Here is a 17,782-nt window from a genome sequence, read left to right on the forward strand (position 1 = left end):
CATAAATTATTCGCAGGACGAAGGGAAATGCCTGCGCTTTTTCGCCTCAGCGATTCGCGCCAAACAGAAGAAGACTGATGACTAACGATAGCCACTCCGCACAGATCATCATCCTGAACGGCGCGCCGCGAAGCGGAAAATCCAGCATTGCGCGCGCAGTCCAGGAACATTTCGACGGGCCGTGGATCAACCTCGGCGTTGACAGCTACAATGCCATGACACCGAAGCGCTATCTGCCCGGCATCGGCCTCAGGCCGGGCGGCGAACGGCCGGACCTCGAAGAGCTGGTGCCGTTCCTCTATGCCGCCCTCTACGAGTCGATCGCCATCCATGCCGGGTTCGGCCTCAATGTCATCGCCGATCTCGGCCACCATGACAGCTATACCAAGCCGCTCGGCATTCTTGCCGATTGCGCCCGGCGACTGGAGGATTTTCCCGTGCTGTTCGTCGGCGTGCGCTGTCCGATCGAGACAATCATGCAGCGGCGCGAAACTGCCCAGGAAGGGCGCGAGACGCTTTATCTCAGGGCCACGGAGGAAGTGCCCATTCCAGAACCAGTGCAACGCTGGCAGGACGAGGTGCATCGGCCCGGCATCTACGATATGGAGGTCGATACGTCAGTGCTGACACCGCTCGAATGCGCCGAGGCGATCCGCCATCAGCTGGATCTCGGCATTCCCGAACCTTCGGCCTTCGAACGGATCGCCGGGGCGCGCTGAGGCGATGGTGAGCGGGCGCGCGCCGATGCCAGCCCCTCATCCGCCTGCCGGCACCTTCTCCCCGTAAACGGGGCGAAGGGACCATGCCGCACCGACCTCCCTCAATCTCAACCCTGCGTTTGGCACGTCCCCTCGCGTAAACGGGGCGAGGGTTAGGGTGAGGGGCAGCCACCCGCGCGAACCGAACAGCCGCGGCACGGGGCCAAGCAAAAACGAAGTCCACCAAAAAAAGGCGGGCACCGGGCCCGCCTTTTCTCAAATATCGTTCCGATCAGCCGGCGACCGGAGCGCCCCAGCCGCCCCAGACGTAGATGCAGAAGAACAGGAACAGCCAGACGACGTCGACGAAGTGCCAGTACCAGGCGGCTGCCTCGAAGCCGAAATGCTGCTTCGGGGTGAAGTCGCCGCGCAGCGCGCGGATCAGGCAGACAGCCAAGAAGATCGTGCCGACCAGAACGTGGAAACCGTGGAAGCCGGTCGCCATGAAGAAGGTCGCGCCGTAGATCGAATTCTTGAAGTCGAAAGGCGCGTGGGCATATTCGTAAGCCTGGACGCTGGAGAAGAAGATACCAAGCAGCACCGTCAGCGTCAGGCCCTGGACCAGGCCCTTGCGGTCGTTGTGCAGCAGCGCATGGTGCGCCCAGGTGACCGTCGTGCCCGAGAGCAGCAGAATGACCGTGTTGTAGATCGGCAGGTGCCAGGGATCGAGGACCTCGATGCCCTTCGGCGGCCAGACGCCACCGGTGTAAAGCAGGCGCGAGGCCTGGATCGCTTCGTTCGGATAGAGGCTGGCGTCGAAATAGGCCCAGAACCAGGCAACGAAGAACATCACTTCCGAAGCGATGAACATGATCATGCCGTAGCGCAGGTGCAGCGAGACGACGCGGGTGTGGGCGCCATCATGGGCTTCCTTCACCGTATCGGCCCACCAGCCGTACATGACATAGATGACCAGCGCGAAGCCGATATAGAAAAGCCAGGGATTGGCAAGCTCCGCACCGGCGACCTTGAACGAACCGCCGTTCAGGTAGCGCATGTAGCAGACGCCGCCGATCGCCATGATGAAGGCGCCGAGCGAGGCGAGAATCGGCCACGGGCTCGGATCGATGATGTGATAGTCGTGATTCTTCTGATGAGCATCGGCCATGTAGCTATCCCCGGATGTCTTCCTTCACTCCGCTCCCGGCATAGCCGGAAACGAGCCTTGATCAAAGTTTCTTTTCAATCTTCTCCGCTCCACCCTCATGCGAAGCCACCGGCTTCGGACCCTCTTTCGGGTAGAACGTATATGACAGCGTCACCGTATGGATGTTCTTGGATTCCACCGCCTTGACGATGTCAGGATCGATGTAGAACACCACCGGCATGTCGAGCTTCTCGCCCGGCTTCAGGTCCGTTTCCGTAAAGCAGAAACATTGCACCTTGTTGAAATAGACGCCTGCCTCGCCCGGGGTGACGTTGAACACCGCCTGGCCGCGCTGGGTTTCGTTCGAGCGATTCTCGGCGGTGAAATTCACCTGAATGGTCTCGCCGATCTTCGGATTGACCTCACGCTCGACCGGTTTGAAGTCCCACTGCAGGCCGGGCGCGACATTGGCGTCGAAGGTAACGCGCATGGTGCGGTCGAGCACGACGCTCGACACCTGGTCGACGCGCTGGGTCGTGCCGTTATAACCGGTCACCTGGCAGAAGATGCGGTAGAGCGGTACGGCGGCATAGCTCATCGCCCCCATGCCGAAGACGAAGCTCAGGCACATCATCACGACGGCGCCGTTGTTGCGGCCCTGCTTCTTCGGTGTACCGGCGTTTTCGCTCATCCAGCCATTCCCCCGCCGATCTTCACGATGGTGATCGCGTAGAAGAGAATGACGAGGCCGGCAAGCACCAGCCCGAGGGCGACGTTGCGGTTGCGGCGCGACTTGCGCTGCGCTTCCGTCAGCTTGACCATTTCCATCAGAACCAACCTCCCGCATGCGAGACCAGCACCGAAGCCAGCCGGTCGATCATCAAGGCGGAGAACACGGCGAAGAGATAGAAGATCGAGAAGCCGAAGAGCTTCTTCGCCGGGATCATCTTCAGATCGCCGTCGGGCATGCGCCAGACGGCGATGGAACAGTATATGAAGATCGCGCCGAGCGCCGCAGCGACGAAGCCATAGCCGAGGCTCGCGAAACCGAGGACGGTCGGCAAGACTGCGCAGATGGCGGTCAGCACCGCATAGGCGACAATCTGATGCTTGGTCACCCGCTCGCCGGCGACATTCGGCAGCATCGGCACGCCGACGGCTTCGTAATCGCGCATCTTGAAGAGGGCAAGCGCCCAGAAATGCGCCGGCGTCCACAGGAAGATGATCATGAAGAGCACGGTGCTCTCGATCGTCACGCTGTTGGTCACGCAGGCCCAGCCGATCATCGGCGGGAAGGCGCCGGCGGCGCCGCCGATGACGATGTTCTGCGGCGTCGAGCGCTTCAGCCACATGGTGTAGATGACGGCGTAGAAGAAGATGGTGAAGGCGAGGATGCCGGCCGAGAGCCAGTTGACGGCCAGGCCGAGGATCACCACCGAAAAGCCCGAGAGCACCAGGCCGAACGCGAGCGCCTCCGACGGCGCGATGCGGCCGGCCGGGATCGGACGGTTGGCGGTGCGGCTCATGACGGCGTCGATATCGGCGTCATACCACATGTTCAGCGCCCCGGAGGCGCCGGCGCCGACGGCGATACAGAGAATGGCGATCAGGCCGAGGACGGGATGGATATGGCCTGGCGCCAGCACAAGACCGGCAAAGGCAGTGAAGACCACGAGCGACATCACCCGTGGCTTCAACAATTCGAAATAATCGCGCGCACTCGCTTCCGACAATTCGCCGTCCTTTGCAAGCGCCCCGTGATTGTCGATGACCGTCATCATTCCGTCCTGCATGTCTCAAGATCAGGACGCCGTATCGAATGCGGCGTCCTGATGTCCGCGCAAATTACTTGATGCGCGGAAGCTGTTCCCACTGGTGATAGGGCGGCGGCGAAGGCAGCTGCCATTCGAGCGTCGTCGCACCCTCACCCCACGGATTGTCGCCGGCGACGCGCTTCTTGGCGAAGGCTTCGAAGACGCCGTAGAGGAAGATCAGCACACCGAAGGCCGAGATGTAGGAGCCGATGGAGGACACATAGTTCCAGCCGGCAAAGGCATCCGGATAATCGATGTAGCGGCGTGGCATGCCGGCGAGGCCGAGGAAGTGCTGCGGGAAGAACACCAGGTTGACGCCGATGAACATGATCCAGAAGTGCAGCTTGCCGACGAACTCGTTGTACATGTAGCCGGTCATCTTCGGGAACCAGTAGTACCAGCCGGCGAAGATCGCGAAGACGGCGCCGAGCGACAGAACGTAGTGGAAGTGGGCCACGACGTAATAGGTGTCATGCAGCGAGCGGTCGAGACCGGCATTGGCAAGCTGGACGCCGGTGACGCCGCCGACCGTGAACAGGAAGATGAAGCCGATCGCCCAGAGCATCGGCGTGCGGAACGAGATCGAGCCGCCCCACATCGTCGCGATCCAGGAGAAGATCTTCACGCCCGTCGGAACGGCGATGACCATCGTGGCGAAGACGAAGTAGCGCTGCGCGTCGAGCGACAGGCCGACCGTGTACATGTGGTGGGCCCAGACGACGAAGCCGACGGCGCCGATCGCGACCATGGCGTAGGCCATGCCGAGATAGCCGAAGATCGGCTTCTTCGAGAAGGTCGAGATGATGTGGCTGATCATGCCGAAGCCCGGCAGGATGAGGATGTAGACCTCGGGGTGACCGAAGAACCAGAACAGGTGCTGGTAAAGGATCGGGTCGCCGCCGCCTTCCGGAGAGAAGAAGGAGGTGCCGAAGTTGCGGTCGGTGAGCAGCATGGTGATGCCGCCGGCCAGAACCGGCAGCGACAGCAGCAGCAGGAAGGCGGTGATCAGCACGGACCAGGCAAACAGCGGCATCTTGTGCAGCGTCATGCCCGGAGCGCGCATGTTGAGGATCGTGGTGATGAAGTTGATCGCACCGAGGATCGACGAGGCGCCGGCAATGTGGAGCGCGAAGATCGCAAGGTCGACCGCCGGTCCCGGCGTGCCGCTTGTCGCCAGCGGCGGATACATCGTCCAGCCGCCGCCCGTGCCATAGGCGCCTGCCGGGCCTTCGACGAACATCGACAGCAGCAGCAGCGCGAAGGCGGGAACGATCAGCCAGAAGGAGATGTTGTTCAGGCGCGGGAAGGCCATGTCGGGCGCGCCGATCATGATCGGCACCATCCAGTTGGCGAAACCACCGATCATCGCCGGCATGACCATGAAGAAGATCATGATCAGCGCGTGCGCTGTGGTGAACATGTTGAACATCTGCTTGGCGCCGTCGATCGCGGCATCGCCTTCATAGCCGTAGACCATCGAGGCCAGGCCGTGGAAGATCTGGATGCCCGGCTCCTGCAGCTCCATGCGCATGGCAACCGACAGCGCGCCGCCGATGATGCCGGCAATGATCGCGAAGATCAGGTAGAGCGTGCCGATGTCCTTGTGGTTGGTCGAGAACAGCCAGCGATTGGCAAAGCTCGGCTTGTGCCCGTGATCATGGTGATCGTCATGCGCGTGGTCGTGGTGGGCGTGATCATGAGAATGATCGTCGTGAGCGGAAGGTCCAGCCATTGTCCCGATCCCCTTTAATTACTGTGCTTCGGCAACGTCGAGGGTCTTTGCGGGACCATCGGTTGCGGCCATGAGTGTCTTGTAGGCGCCGGGCAGGTCGCTGGCGGCCGTGGTCAGCCACTGCTTGTACTTGTCCTCGGAGACGACGCGGATGGCGATCGGCATGAACGCATGGTCCTTGCCGCAGAGCTCGGAACACTGGCCATAGAACAGGCCTTCGCGCTCGGCCCTGAACCAGGTCTCGTTCAGACGGCCCGGCACGGCATCGATCTTGACGCCGAAGGACGGCATGGCGAAAGCGTGGATGACGTCGGTCGGCGCCGAGGTCACGAGAACGCGGACCGTCTTGTTGACCGGCAGGACCAGCTCGTTATCGACGGCGAGAAGCCTGGGATAGATCGACTTGTCTTCCTTGCCGGCGCTCGCGCGGTCCTGATCCTTCAGGAGGTAGGAATCGAAAGCGAGCGGGCTTTCGCCCGAGCCTTCATATTCATAGTTCCACTGCCACTGGGTGGCGGTCGCCTTGATGGTGACGTCGGGATTTTCAGGCAGCGTCAGCTGCGCCGTCAGCAGGTTGAACGAAGGAATGGCGAGAAGAAGCAGCACCAGGACCGGCCCCACGGTCCAGGCAACCTCGATCAGCGTATTGTGGCTCGTCTTCGAGGGAACCGGGTTCGCGCTGGCGCGGAACTTGACGCAGACGACGATGAGCAGGACCAGAACGAAGAGCGTGATCGGAACGATAAACCACAGGGTATATTGTTCGAACCAGTGGATTTCCCGCATGATCGGCGTTGCCGCCGGCTGCAGCGTTGCCTGCCACGGCGTTGGCTGGTCGGCATATGTGCCGGAAGCAAAAAGCAGACAGACCAGCGTGGTCAGGGCTGCATAAGCCTTCTTCATCACCTTATTATCTCCCTCGAGCGCTTGACCTGCAAAATAGAACGCAGAATCCTTGCCATCTTCAGCGCTTCAAACCACAGTTTGGCATTTGCCGCAACAGGTCAGAGCAATTGTCTATGCGGCATTTTTGCTCAAAGTGTAGGCAGCCCTGAACGGCAAAACATCCCAAGTTTTTCATCAGCATATGAAAAATCGGCTTTCCGGCCAATCCGCGCGCCGCACATTATTTCGGAAAGGTCCAATTTCCGCCGCAGTCCCCCGGTTTTCACGGGGTGGGGCTTTTCATTTTTGGTGGGCAGCTTCAACAATAGCCGCAATGATTCGATATCCAGAGGTTTCCATGGGTTTCCGTTCCCTCGTGCAGTCGCTTCTCGTGACTGCCAGCATCGCGGCCGCAGCGACGACGCCCGTTTTCGCACAGCAACCCACGCCGTCACAGGCCAAGCCGCCCGCTGCCGCGCCGGCCCCTGCCCCCGCGCCGCAACAGCCGAATGCCGCCAAGCCGAATATCGAACAGGTGACGCCCGGCCAGACGCAGCCACAGGCGCCGGGCACGGTGAAGTCCAATCACGGCGCATGGTCTGTGGTCTGCGACAAGCCGGCCGGGGCTGCGACCGAACAATGCGCGCTGATGCAGAACGTCATCGCCGAGGATCGTCCGGAAGTCGGGCTTTCCGTCGTCGTCTTGAAGACGGCCGACCGCAAGTCGAAGATTCTCCGCGTGCTCGCGCCGCTCGGCGTGCTGCTGCCGAACGGCCTCGGGCTCAATGTCGACGGCAAGGATATCGGCCGCGCCTATTTCGTCCGCTGCTTCGCCGATGGCTGTTATGCCGAGGTCGTGCTCGAGGACGAACTGCTCAAGACCTTCCGCAGCGGCGCCCAGGCAACCTTCATCGTCTTCCAGACCCCGGAAGAAGGCATCGGCATCCCGGTCGACCTCAAGGGCTTCGCCGAAGGCTTCGACGCCCTGCCCTGAGGCCGGGGCTTGCTCGGACTATCCAACAGACCTACATCGGCTATGAGCACTCCTGCTCTTCAGCGGAGCACAAGACATGACCACCGATCTCCTGACGCTTTTCGATGCCGATGAAGCGACGATGCGCAAGCATGTGGCCGAGGCGCTGTCCGGCGCCGATGACGGCGAACTGTTCATTGAGCATGCGCAGGCGGAAGCGCTGACCTTCGACAATGGCCGGCTGAAGGGCGGCAGCTTCAACACCGAACAGGGTTTCGGCCTGCGCGCCGTTGCCGGCGAAGCTGTGGGTTACGCGCATGCCGGCGATCTGTCGGTGGCAGCGCTGAAGCGGGCGGCCGATGCGGTCGGCGCGGTGACGCGCGGCTATTCCGGCTCCTATGCCGCCGCACCCCAGGGCACCAACAAGAAATTCTACAGCGACGAGAACCCGATCGGCCAGCCGAGCTTCGAGGAAAAGGTCAAGGTCCTGCAGGACATCGACGCCTATCTCAGGGGCAAGGACGATAAGGTGCGGCAGGTGACGGCCTCGGTCGCCGCCAGCTGGCAGGTCGTCGATATCCTGCGCGCTGACGGGCACCGCGTGCGCGACATCAGGCCGATGACGCGCATCAACATTTCGGTGATGGTCGGCGAAGGCGAGCGGCAGGAGAGCGGCTCCTACGGCCATGGCGGGCGCATCGGCTTCGGTGACTTCATCGCCGAGGGCAGCTGGCAATATGGCGCCGACGAGGCGCTGCGCCAGGCGCTCGTCAATCTCGAGGCGATCGATGCGCCGGCGGGCACGATGGACGTCGTGCTCGGCTCCGGCTGGCCGGGCGTCATGCTGCACGAGGCGGTCGGTCACGGGCTGGAAGGCGATTTCAACCGCAAGAAGACGTCGGCCTTTTCAGGCCTTCTCGGCCAGATGGTCGCCGCGCCCGGCGTCACCGTCGTCGACGACGGCACGATCGACAACCGCCGCGGCTCGATCACCATCGACGACGAGGGCACGCCGTCGGCCTACAACGTGCTGATCGAAAACGGCAAGCTCGTCGGCTACATGCAGGATCGGCAGAATGCCCGGCTGATGGGTATGGCGCCCACCGGCAACGGCCGCCGCCAGGGCTATGCGCATGTGCCGATGCCGCGCATGACCAACACCTATATGCTCGGTGGCGACAAGACGCCCGAGGAGATCATCGCCTCGGTGAAGAAGGGCATCTATGCCGTCTCCTTCGGCGGCGGCCAGGTGGATATCACCTCCGGCAAGTTCGTCTTCGGCTGCACCGAGGCCTATCTGATCGAGAACGGCAAGGTCGGCGCGCCGATCAAGGGCGCCATGCTGATCGGCAACGGACCGGATGCAATGAAACGGGTGTCGATGATCGGCAACGACATGAAGCTCGATACCGGTATCGGCAATTGCGGCAAGGCCGGCCAATGGGTTCCCGTCGGCGTCGGCCAGCCGCATCTGCGCATGGATCAGGTGACGGTCGGCGGCACGCAGACCTGAGGCGAAAGGATTCTCAGATGGCGGACATCGAAATCAGAACCTTCACATCAGATGACGCCGATGCCGTGCTTTCGGTGATCCTGCCGATCCAGCGCGAGGAATTCGGCATCGACATCACCGCGGATGCGCAGCCGGATCTCAGGGTCATCCCGGATTTCTACCAGTCCGGCAAAGGGCAGTTCTGGGTCGCCGTCAAGGACGGCGCCATCGTCGGCACGGTCGGGCTGAAGGATATCGGCAACAACCAGGCGGCGCTGCGCAAGATGTTCGTCTCAGCCGAGGTTCGCGGCCGCGAACACGGCGTGGCGGCGCTGCTCCTCGATCGCCTGATCGCTCACGCCAGGGATGCCGGCATCACCGATATCTTCCTCGGCACGACGGACAAGTTCGTCGCCGCGCATCGTTTTTACGAGAAGAACGGCTTTAGCGAGATTGCCAAGAGCGCTCTGCCCCGCTCCTTTCCGCTGATGGCGGTGGACAGCAAATTCTACCGATATAAGGTCGGCTGACTCCAGCTTTGGGACGGTAATGATGCTGCTGATCTCGCGATGGCAGAATTCGGCGGGTGAACGGGTGCGGATCGCCCTCAACCTCAAGGGCATTTCCTATCGTTACGTTCCGGTGAGTTCGCTTGAGCCCGGAGAGTATCACAGACTCAATCCGCAGGGGCTGCTGCCGGCACTCGATATCGGCGACGGCCGTGTCGTGCCGCAGTCGTCAGCGATCCTCTCCTATATCGAGGAGGCCTATCCCGACCCGAGCCTCCTGCCCGAGGATCCCGCACTGCGCGCCGAGGCGAGAGGTTTTGCCGCCCATATCGCTGCGGAAATGCACGCTCTGACAGTTCAGCGCGTCCGGCATTTCCTGCGCGATGAACTCAGCGCTGGCGAAGCCGAGGTGAAACGGTGGCTCGCGCGCTGGCTGGGCCTCGGCTTTACCGCGCTCGAAGAGACGCTCAGACAGCGCAAGGTCTCGTCGCCCTTCTGTTTCGGCGATCGTCCGGGCTGGGCCGACCTGCATCTCATTCCGCAGATGAGCAATGCCCGCCGTCTCGGCCATGATCTTTCGCCCTATCCGCTGCTGCTTGCGGTCGAACAGCGCTGCGTGACGCTTGAAGCCTTCCGGTCGGCAAGGCCGGAGGCGCAGCCGGATTTTCCGAAGATAGACGATCCCTCTTAAAACGTGTTGCCCGGCCGAAACAGCCACTTGCGTTCGATCGCGGCGGCAAGATCGAGATCGTTGTGGCGGGCAAACAGCAGAAGATGGCCGAGAACGTCGGCGGTCTCGTCGGCCAGGTCGCGCTGCATGTCTTCAGGAGAGCGGCCTTTCGCACGGCCGCGGCCAGTCAGCCGGTTCCATGCCTGGGTCAGTTCACCCATTTCCTCCTGCAGTTTCAGCAGGAACCAGTCGGCATCGCGCTCGATGTTGTTGGCAGCGACGTGAACAGAGGATGAGATTTCGAACTGGTCGGCGAGACGACGCAACATGGATGTTCTCCTTTTGTTTACGGAGGAGACGCTGATTCCCGTTGCTTGTCCAGGGTGAATTGTCGCAGTGGTGTCGCGGCGATCAGCTGTGGTCCGGCAGCAGCATGCAGTCATAGGAGCGCTGTCTCAGTGCATCGCAGGCCGAGACGGCGGCATCCTTGCTGGCGAAGCCGACGAAGCGGGCGCGATAGATCCTGTTGGCCCCCTGCCCGACCGCCTCGGTATAGGGCGAGGCGGAAACGAGCGGCGCGCCGCCTTCCGACTGCGCCTGGGCGAGAAGCGCACGCGCCGCATCGGCGCTGGGAGCAGCCGAGATCTGGATTTGCCAGTCGCCATCGGCCCTCTCTGCCGATGTCTTCGGCGTCTTGCCGGCGTTCAGGATCTCCTCCATCGCGACCGGACGCTCCAGCGGCACGACGGCGTCGTCGGCATAAGCCAGGCTCTTGGCCCCGAGATCATCGGCCGGCCGCGGTGCGTTGAGCGGCACCGGAACATCGGAATCGTCGGCGGCGGACGCGACTTCGACAGCCTCCTTGGCGCCGACGCTCGCCACCAGCTTGGCGCCGCCGGAAGAGGAGGCACGGCCGAGGTAACGGTCGAGCAAACCAGCCATCTTGGCGTCGCGGCTGCGGGCGGTGCGGCCGCCGAGCACGACGCCGACCACGCGGCGGTTGCCGTCCTTGACGGCGCTGACGAGGTTGAAGCCGGAGGCGTTGGTGTAGCCCGTCTTGATGCCGTCCATGCCCTGGTAGCGGTACATGAGATTGTTGTGGCCGCGCACGGTGCGGCCGCGGAAATTGAAGCTTGCCGCCGAAAACAGGCGGTATTCGTTCGGATAATTCTTCATCAGCGCGACGGCGAGCGTCGACATGTCGCGCGCCGTGGTGACCTGACGGCCGTCCGGCAGGCCGGAGGCGTTGACGAAGACGGTGCGGCTCATGCCGAGCTGGCGGGCCTTGGCCGTCATCATCCGGGCAAAAGCGCTTTCAGAGCCGGCGAGCTTCTCGCCCATGGCGGAGGCGGCATCATTGGCGGATTTGACGATCATGCCATAGACCGCCTCGCGCACGGTGATCGTGCCGCCGGCCTTGACGCCAAGCTTGGTCGGCGGCCGGGCGGCGGCATATTTCGACATTGTGATCGGAGTATCCCAGGCGATCTTGCCGCGTTTCAGCGCCTCGAAGGTGAGATAGAGCGTCATCATCTTCGTCAGCGAGGCCGGATGGTTCAGCGTATCGGCGTTTTCAGCGGCGAGAACCTTGCCTGTGCGGGCATCGAGGATCAGCGAAGCGTTGCCGGCAAGGGCTGCAAGCGGCGCCGAAACGGCAAGCGTTACGGTCAAAACAGCCGCCAAAAGCTTTCTCATACACTTCCCCTCATCTGCTTGCCCCTGACGCTGGCCCATGATGCGCTGGCCCTTCAAACGTTGATCCGCGACAGGACCGGCATTTGTGCCGTAATGTGACAGAAGCCGTAAGTTTGGCGCGACTTTGAGGCAACGCCTATCATTTTTCTAGTCTTTTCATCGCCTTGGTTAACAAGAAATCAAAGACCCGTGCCGAATCGGGATTCAGCAAGGCTTAAGTCGCCGCTGCTAGGTTCCCGCAAAGGCAAGGGACGGACGGCGCATGACGGGACAATTCAAGCGGTTGGCAAAACGCGCGGCGATCGGCGCCGGGCTCGAGCTTTCCTGGCTGCTCGCCGCTGTCGGACTGATGCGCGAAGCGCGCGGACGTGGCGTCGTCTTCACGCTGCACCATGTCCGCCCGCATGTACCGCAAGCCTTCGCGCCGAATGCGCATCTCGAAATCACCCCGCGTTTTCTCGATTCGGCGCTCAGCCGGTTGCGGCGGAAGGGCTATCGCTTCGTGCCGCTCGATCAGGTGCCGGTGCTCTTGGCGGAACCCGAGGGCGGGCCGCCGTTCGCAGCCTTCACGCTCGACGACGGATACCGCAACAATGTGGAACATGCGCTGCCGGTGTTCGCGCGGCATCAGGCGCCGTTTACGGTATTCGTCGCCAAGGGTTTTGCCGAGGGCTCGCACAGTATCTGGTGGGAGACGCTCGCCATCCTCCTGCGCCGGGCACCGGAAATCCGCTTCGATTTCGGCCGCGGCAGCGAGCGGCTGGGGCTCGACAGCCCGCAGCAGCAATGGACTGCCTTCGATCGTTTCGCCGCTTACATCCACGGCTCCAACGAGGCGCACGCCGTCGCCGCCATCGATATGCTGGCACGGGAAAACGGCATCGAGCCGACGGATATCGTCCGCGATCTGGTGATGGGTCCCGGCGAATTGCAATGGCTGGCGACACATCCGCTCGCATCCCTCGGCGCCCATACGATCAGCCATCGCGCGCTCGCCCGCCTGCCGGAAGCCGAAGCGCGAATCGAAATGCAGGTTTCGGCGGATTATGTCGAGGCGGTGACCGGCATCCGTCCCGATACGATCGCCTATCCCTACGGCACGCCGGCGGCTGCGACCGCCCGCGAGGCGCGCATTGCGCGCAATCTCGGCTTTACCCTCGCGGTCACCACGCAACCCGGGCTGCCGGCAGCACAGCTGACCGGCTATCTCCCGCGCCTTTCGCTCAACGGCTTCTACCAGAAGCGGCGCTACGTCTCGGCGCTCGCCTCCGGGATCCCGCTGAAGCTGATGGGCAGGTAAGCCTGTCAGGGATACATCCGCACCTTGTCCCATTCGCCTTCCGGTGAAGGCCGGCGGAATTCGACACGGTCATGCAGGCGGAATTTCTGGTCCTTCCAGAATTCGATCGAGGTCGGGCGGATGCGAAAGCCCGACCAGTGGGCCGGGCGCGGAATCTCGCCGATGGCATAACGGGCGGTATATTCGGCCACGGCTTTCTCCAGCGCGAATCGGCTCTCGAGCGGGCGGGACTGTTTGGACGCCCAGGCGCCGATGCGGCTGCCGCGCGCACGCGTCTTGAAATAGGCGTCGGCTTCGGCATCGGTGACGATCTCGACGGGGCCGCGCAGTCTCACCTGGCGGCGCAGGCTTTTCCAGTGAAAGCACATGGCGGCCTTTTTCTGGCCCAGAATTTCACGGCCTTTCTGACTCTCGAAATTGGTGTAGAAGACGAAACCGTCTTCATCGAACCCCTTCAGGAGAACCATGCGGACATTGGGAAGACCATCCTTATCGACCGTTGCCAGCGCCACCGCGTTCGGGTCATTGGGTTCGGAAGCCTCCGCTTCTTTCAGCCATTCGGCAAAGAGCTTGAAGGGTTCGCCACTTTCGGTAAAGTCACCGCTTGTTAACTCGTTTGCCGACATATTGGTTCAAATGCCCCGGATTATTCAAAACTCGCCCAGCTTTTGGTAACTGGACAGGACGCAGGGTGGAAGTCATAGCAAAGTCATATCGCCATACAAAGAGCCTGCGGCGACGCAGCAGCGCGTTCTTCGTCATCGGCGTCGCCATGCTTTCGCTTTCAGGCTGCGTTGGCAGCGGCATGGATTTCTTGAGCGAGGCCAAGGTCGACCGGTCGGTTGCCACCGGCACCGTGCCGCAGACGCCGCCGAGCACCGACACGCTTTCCGACGAGATGACCGTGCGCAACGCCGTGACCTCGGCCGACGTGCAGCGGCTCGAGGGCCAGCCGCTTCCCTGGGCGAATGCATCGACGGGCAGCGCCGGCGTCATCGAAACCATCGTCGAGAACAACGAGCAAGGCCAGGTCTGCCGCCAGTTCCGCACGACCCGGCATTCCTATGTCGGCATCGCCAAATTCTACGGCAAGACCTGCCTCGTCGGCGGCGGCAACTGGCAGCTTTTGAGCTTTCAGCCGGAAAGTTGATCCCGCGGGAAGTTGATCCCGCGGGAAGTTAATCCCGCGGGAAAGCTGATCCGGCTCGCCGACAGGTTAACGCCCGACGCCTTTCCGCCGAATGCTTAGCAAAGAGCTAACCATTCGGGGCGAAACACCCCACATCTCTCCATAGAAATAAGAAGTGATTAGCAACTCCAACGCACGATCGGCGTTGAGAGTGGCTCTCCCTGCCTTTGCGGCGGGTGGCGCCGCGCACTTGATATTGGAGTTTCGGGGTGCCGGGCAAGGACGTGGCTTCCCGCATCGCAACACCGGCGGTTTTGACATGCGCGATCCTTACAAAATTCTGGGCGTCAAGCGCGACGCGGCAGCAGACGAGATCAAGGCGGCTTGGCGCAACATGGCCAAATCAGCCCATCCCGACCACAATCAGGGCGACCCGACGGCGACGGCCCGGTTCGCCGAGATCGGCCGCGCCTATGAAACGCTGAAGGACCCGCGCAAACGCAGCCTGTTCGACAATGCCGTGCGGATGGCGGAAGCCAAGAAACAAGAACAGACGATCATGCAGCAGCGCCAGGCCGCGCGCGAGGCTGCGATCCGCGCCAAGGCGGCGCAGGCCAATGCCGAGCGGGTGATGGAAGAGCTTGCACGCGCCGCCCAGAAGTCGGCCGCCGAAGGCGCCAGGCAACAGGCGGGAGCGGCTGAGCCTGCCGACGAGATGGTGGAGCGCATTTTCGGCGCCCAGGCGCGCGCTGCGGCCGGCGGCCAGGCGCAGGGCCGCGCCCAGCAGGCACAATACCAGCAGACACAGAATCAGCAGACGGGCGAGACCGGCAGGCGCGCAGACGGCGACGCCGCCGAGGCCGAGCCCAAGGGCGACGAGGAGACCGGCGAGGCTGCGGCCAATGCCGGCGCCAACCTGCCGCTGCCGCTCAGCATCCTGACAAACCTGGTGCGCCGTTTCACCGGCGCCAAGGATACCGGCCTGGAAAAGGCACCGGATGAGGTGACGACGGCGACGGTGACGATCGACGACGTCTTGAAGAGCGGCTGGATCACCGCGTCGCTGCCGGAGGGCCGCGAAATCGGCTTCGCGTTGCCGGCAGGCACGACGGACGGTCATGAGATCAGGCTCAAGGGTCAAGGCTTCAAGCTGCCGGGCATGCAGCGGGGCGACGCCGTCATCAACATCCGCATCGCAGCCGATCCGCGCTTCACCGTCGACGGTTTCGATCTGCACGCGGTGCTGCCGCTCAGCATCGAAAATGCCGTGCTCGGCACCGAGGCGCGCATCGAGGGGCCGAGCGGGCCGCTCAAGATTACCATTCCCGCATGGTCGGGCTCGGACAAGACGATCAGAATCCCCGACCAGGGATTGCCCCGCGAAGAGGGTGGGAGAGGCGATCTCGTCGTCGAATTGCGCATTATCCTGTGGGAAAAGCCCGACGACAAAGTCACCGATCTCATGCGGAGCATGCGCGAAGGCCTGTTCCTGTGAAATTTTTATGACAATCGCACCCTTTGTTACGATACCTAACAGTTGATGATCCAGGCCAAGCTTGAACCGATTAACGGCCTATGCCATAGGCAGGATCGATCAGAATTCCTAGGGAGCGAAATATGGCTCAAGCATCCGGCCTCATGGCAGGCAAACGCGGCGTCATCATGGGTGTCGCCAACAATCGTTCGATTGCGTGGGGTATTGCCAAGGCCATTCATGCGCAGGGCGGAGAAGTCGCGCTCACCTATCAGGGCGATGCTCTGAAGAAGCGCGTCGAGCCGCTCGCCGCCGAAATCGGCGCGACGCTCGTCGGCCACTGCGACGTCGCCGACGAAGCCACCATCGATGAGGTTTTCGGCAACGTCGAAAAGCTCTGGGGCAAGATCGATTTCCTCGTGCATGCGATCGGCTTTTCCGACAAGGACGAGCTGACCGGCCGCTACGTCGACACCTCGGCCGACAATTTCGCCAAGACGATGCAGATCTCCGTCTATTCCTTCACCTCGGTCGCACGCCGCGCCGAGAAGCTGATGACGGATGGCGGCGCCATGCTGACGCTGACCTATTACGGCGCCGAAAAGGTGATGCCGAACTATAACGTCATGGGCGTCGCCAAGGCTGCGCTCGAAGCGAGCGTCAAGTACCTCGCTGTCGACCTCGGACCGCAGAACATCCGCGTCAACGCCGTCTCGGCCGGACCGATCAAGACGCTTGCCGCCTCGGGCATCGGCGATTTCCGCTACATTCTGAAGTGGAACGAATATAACGCGCCGCTGCGCCGCACCGTCACCATCGAGGAAGTCGGCGATGTCGGCCTCTATCTCCTGTCGGATCTGTCGCGCTCCGTCACCGGCGAAGTGCACCATGCCGATAGCGGTTATCATGTCATCGGTATGAAGGCGGTCGACGCGCCCGACATTTCCGTCGTCAAGGACTAGAGCATTTCGAGTGGGGCTGAGACCGTGCTTATCTACGTGATCAGACACGGCCAGACCGCCTGGAATGCCGAGCGCCGCCTGCAAGGTCAAAAAGATATCCCGATGAATGCCACGGGCCTGGAACAGGCCCGGCAGAACGGCGTGGCGCTGGCCGAGATTCTCGGCAACAGAGTCGACGAATTCGATTTTGTCGCAAGCCCGCTCGGACGCACGCGCGCGACGATGGAAATCATGCGCGCCGCCATGGGCCTGCCGCCGCTCGCCTATCGCACCGATCCGCGGCTGGTGGAGATTTCCTTCGGCGACTGGGAGGGCTCGACGCTCAAGGAGCTGAAGGCGACGCAGCGCGAGCGGGTGGCGGAACGCAACGCTTCCAAATGGGATTTCATCCCGCCCGGCGATGACGCGGAAAGCTATGAAATCCTCTCCTGGCGCACCGGCTCATGGCTGCAATCCGTCGATCGCCCGACGGTCTGCGTGACGCATGGCGGCGTCATCCGCACGCTTTTCCAGACGATTTCAGACCTGCCGAAGAGCAGTGCTGCGGAAGGCGCAATCCCGCAGGACCGGATCGCCAGGATCGACACCGCCGAGCGGACGATCGTCTGGCTGTAGGGCGCCGCAGGGCGCTCAGTTAGGTCGGAGGGGATAGGAGCGACTTGTTTGGCCCGGGAGATTGCCGATATGAGCCCCCTCATCCGGCTGCCGCCACCAGCCGGGGTCGAGCCCCTCGTTTCGACCCGTCCTTCGGACCCCCGTAAACCGGGCGAAGAGACATGCCGCGCCCTCTCCGTCCCCATCTACATCTCGTAGGGCACGTCCCTCGCCGCGCGAGCGGGGAGAGGATTAGGGTGAGGGGCAACCATGAGCGCGACCTCACCCGGTCATACTGCAGAGAATTGCCTATTTGACGATATCGAGATCGTTGATGACGCGTTTGCCGTCGACCTCGGTATAGAAGACGATCACCTTCACGCCGGCTTCGAGGCCGTCGAAATTGAATTCCTCGGGCGCCTGATAGGTCTTGCCGTCATCGAGTGTCAGCACGAGGTTGGCGGTGTCGACCTTCTTGATCGTCGCCTCGACATCGGCGCTCTCGGCAAAACCGCTCATCGGCGACAGGAAACTTGCTGTTGCCAAAAGCGTGGCGACGACGAAACGCATGGCGACAATCCTTTTGAAACGCTGCACGAGAGGCTGCACGAAAAAATGACTGGCCACAGATAAGCTCCTGAATATGGCGAAAATTGCCCGTAAGAATGGCTTTTCCCGCCCAATTGATGAATAGGATTTTAAATATAA

The 17,782-nt window shown here is 62.3% G+C and carries 20 protein-coding genes; 10 read left to right on the forward strand and 10 right to left on the reverse strand.

Annotation, left to right across the window (positions count from 1 at the left end):
* Positions 1–77: 77 nt before the first annotated feature.
* Complete coding sequence (locus ACMUVN_RS24205; RefSeq protein ID WP_028755762.1) at positions 78–719, forward strand: chloramphenicol phosphotransferase CPT family protein; 642 nt, start codon at positions 78–80, stop codon at positions 717–719.
* A 271-nt stretch (positions 720–990) separates the two neighbouring features.
* Here ACMUVN_RS24205 and ACMUVN_RS24210 read toward each other — a convergent pair whose 3' ends face one another.
* The 6 genes from ACMUVN_RS24210 to coxB all read right to left on the reverse strand — a co-directional run bounded on the left by ACMUVN_RS24210 (position 991) and on the right by coxB (position 6,294).
* On the reverse strand, positions 991–1,866 hold the full coding sequence (locus ACMUVN_RS24210; RefSeq protein ID WP_063476466.1) for a cytochrome c oxidase subunit 3: 876 nt from the start codon (positions 1,864–1,866) through the stop codon (positions 991–993).
* A gap of 61 nt (positions 1,867–1,927) precedes the next feature.
* Positions 1,928–2,536: a cytochrome c oxidase assembly protein gene (locus ACMUVN_RS24215; protein ID WP_414815537.1), complete on the reverse strand. Its 609-nt coding sequence runs from the start codon at positions 2,534–2,536 to the stop codon at positions 1,928–1,930.
* Positions 2,533–2,673, reverse strand: coding sequence for a hypothetical protein (locus ACMUVN_RS24220; protein ID WP_028755765.1), 141 nt, complete (start codon positions 2,671–2,673; stop codon positions 2,533–2,535). The genes ACMUVN_RS24215 and ACMUVN_RS24220 overlap by 4 nt, the downstream gene beginning before the upstream one ends.
* Entirely contained in the window at positions 2,673–3,623 is a 951-nt protein-coding gene (locus ACMUVN_RS24225) for a heme o synthase (protein ID WP_028757357.1), read from the reverse strand. The genes ACMUVN_RS24220 and ACMUVN_RS24225 overlap by 1 nt, the downstream gene beginning before the upstream one ends.
* A gap of 67 nt (positions 3,624–3,690) precedes the next feature.
* Positions 3,691–5,391, reverse strand: a complete 1,701-nt coding sequence (gene ctaD, locus ACMUVN_RS24230; protein ID WP_028757356.1) for a cytochrome c oxidase subunit I — start codon at positions 5,389–5,391, stop codon at positions 3,691–3,693.
* A gap of 18 nt (positions 5,392–5,409) precedes the next feature.
* Positions 5,410–6,294, reverse strand: a complete 885-nt coding sequence (coxB, locus tag ACMUVN_RS24235) for a cytochrome c oxidase subunit II (protein WP_029867860.1) — start codon at positions 6,292–6,294, stop codon at positions 5,410–5,412.
* 316 nt (positions 6,295–6,610) lie between these two features.
* On the opposite strand from coxB, the gene ACMUVN_RS24240 reads away from it, so the two are divergent.
* From ACMUVN_RS24240 to maiA, 4 genes are all read left to right on the forward strand, one after another.
* Complete coding sequence (locus tag ACMUVN_RS24240; RefSeq protein ID WP_028756249.1) at positions 6,611–7,270, forward strand: invasion associated locus B family protein; 660 nt, start codon at positions 6,611–6,613, stop codon at positions 7,268–7,270.
* A 76-nt stretch (positions 7,271–7,346) separates the two neighbouring features.
* Positions 7,347–8,762, forward strand: a complete 1,416-nt coding sequence (tldD, locus tag ACMUVN_RS24245; RefSeq protein ID WP_029867862.1) for a metalloprotease TldD — start codon at positions 7,347–7,349, stop codon at positions 8,760–8,762.
* Positions 8,763–8,779: 17 nt separating this feature from the next.
* Positions 8,780–9,271, forward strand: coding sequence for a GNAT family N-acetyltransferase (locus tag ACMUVN_RS24250; RefSeq protein WP_028756247.1), 492 nt, complete (start codon positions 8,780–8,782; stop codon positions 9,269–9,271).
* A 22-nt stretch (positions 9,272–9,293) separates the two neighbouring features.
* Positions 9,294–9,941: a maleylacetoacetate isomerase gene (gene maiA, locus ACMUVN_RS24255; protein WP_028756246.1), complete on the forward strand. Its 648-nt coding sequence runs from the start codon at positions 9,294–9,296 to the stop codon at positions 9,939–9,941.
* Here maiA and ACMUVN_RS24260 read toward each other — a convergent pair.
* Positions 9,938–10,249: a pyrophosphatase gene (locus ACMUVN_RS24260; protein ID WP_097595250.1), complete on the reverse strand. Its 312-nt coding sequence runs from the start codon at positions 10,247–10,249 to the stop codon at positions 9,938–9,940. The two genes, maiA and ACMUVN_RS24260, sit on opposite strands and share 4 nt — an antisense overlap.
* A gap of 82 nt (positions 10,250–10,331) precedes the next feature.
* Positions 10,332–11,615, reverse strand: coding sequence for a D-alanyl-D-alanine carboxypeptidase family protein (locus ACMUVN_RS24265; protein ID WP_028756244.1), 1,284 nt, complete (start codon positions 11,613–11,615; stop codon positions 10,332–10,334).
* Positions 11,616–11,877: 262 nt separating this feature from the next.
* Between ACMUVN_RS24265 and ACMUVN_RS24270 the strand changes: the two genes are divergently transcribed.
* Positions 11,878–12,915, forward strand: a complete 1,038-nt coding sequence (locus tag ACMUVN_RS24270; protein ID WP_414815538.1) for a polysaccharide deacetylase family protein — start codon at positions 11,878–11,880, stop codon at positions 12,913–12,915.
* A gap of 5 nt (positions 12,916–12,920) precedes the next feature.
* Here ACMUVN_RS24270 and pdxH read toward each other — a convergent pair whose 3' ends face one another.
* On the reverse strand, positions 12,921–13,541 hold the full coding sequence (gene pdxH / locus ACMUVN_RS24275; RefSeq protein WP_414815539.1) for a pyridoxamine 5'-phosphate oxidase: 621 nt from the start codon (positions 13,539–13,541) through the stop codon (positions 12,921–12,923).
* A gap of 65 nt (positions 13,542–13,606) precedes the next feature.
* On the opposite strand from pdxH, the gene ACMUVN_RS24280 reads away from it, so the two are divergent.
* The 4 genes from ACMUVN_RS24280 (at position 13,607) to ACMUVN_RS24295 (ending at position 17,095) form a co-directional block, all read left to right on the forward strand.
* Complete coding sequence (locus tag ACMUVN_RS24280; RefSeq protein ID WP_029867866.1) at positions 13,607–14,065, forward strand: RT0821/Lpp0805 family surface protein; 459 nt, start codon at positions 13,607–13,609, stop codon at positions 14,063–14,065.
* A 298-nt stretch (positions 14,066–14,363) separates the two neighbouring features.
* The gene (locus ACMUVN_RS24285; RefSeq protein WP_028756336.1) at positions 14,364–15,539 is read left to right on the forward strand and encodes a J domain-containing protein; all 1,176 of its coding nucleotides are present in this window, start codon (positions 14,364–14,366) and stop codon (positions 15,537–15,539) included.
* Positions 15,540–15,661: 122 nt separating this feature from the next.
* A complete protein-coding gene (gene fabI / locus ACMUVN_RS24290) occupies positions 15,662–16,480 on the forward strand; it encodes an enoyl-ACP reductase FabI (protein WP_003588115.1) in 819 nt (272 codons plus the stop codon).
* A 24-nt stretch (positions 16,481–16,504) separates the two neighbouring features.
* Positions 16,505–17,095 carry a histidine phosphatase family protein gene (locus ACMUVN_RS24295; RefSeq protein WP_097595254.1) on the forward strand — a complete coding sequence of 197 codons (591 nt, stop codon included), beginning with the start codon at positions 16,505–16,507 and terminating at the stop codon, positions 17,093–17,095.
* A gap of 288 nt (positions 17,096–17,383) precedes the next feature.
* Here ACMUVN_RS24295 and ACMUVN_RS24300 read toward each other — a convergent pair whose 3' ends face one another.
* On the reverse strand, positions 17,384–17,644 hold the full coding sequence (locus tag ACMUVN_RS24300; protein WP_003569889.1) for a DUF1344 domain-containing protein: 261 nt from the start codon (positions 17,642–17,644) through the stop codon (positions 17,384–17,386).
* Between the last annotated feature and the right edge of the window lie 138 nt (positions 17,645–17,782).

Source organism: Rhizobium sp. IY2 (genome assembly GCF_047532935.1).
Classification (GTDB): domain Bacteria; phylum Pseudomonadota; class Alphaproteobacteria; order Rhizobiales; family Rhizobiaceae; genus Rhizobium; species Rhizobium anhuiense.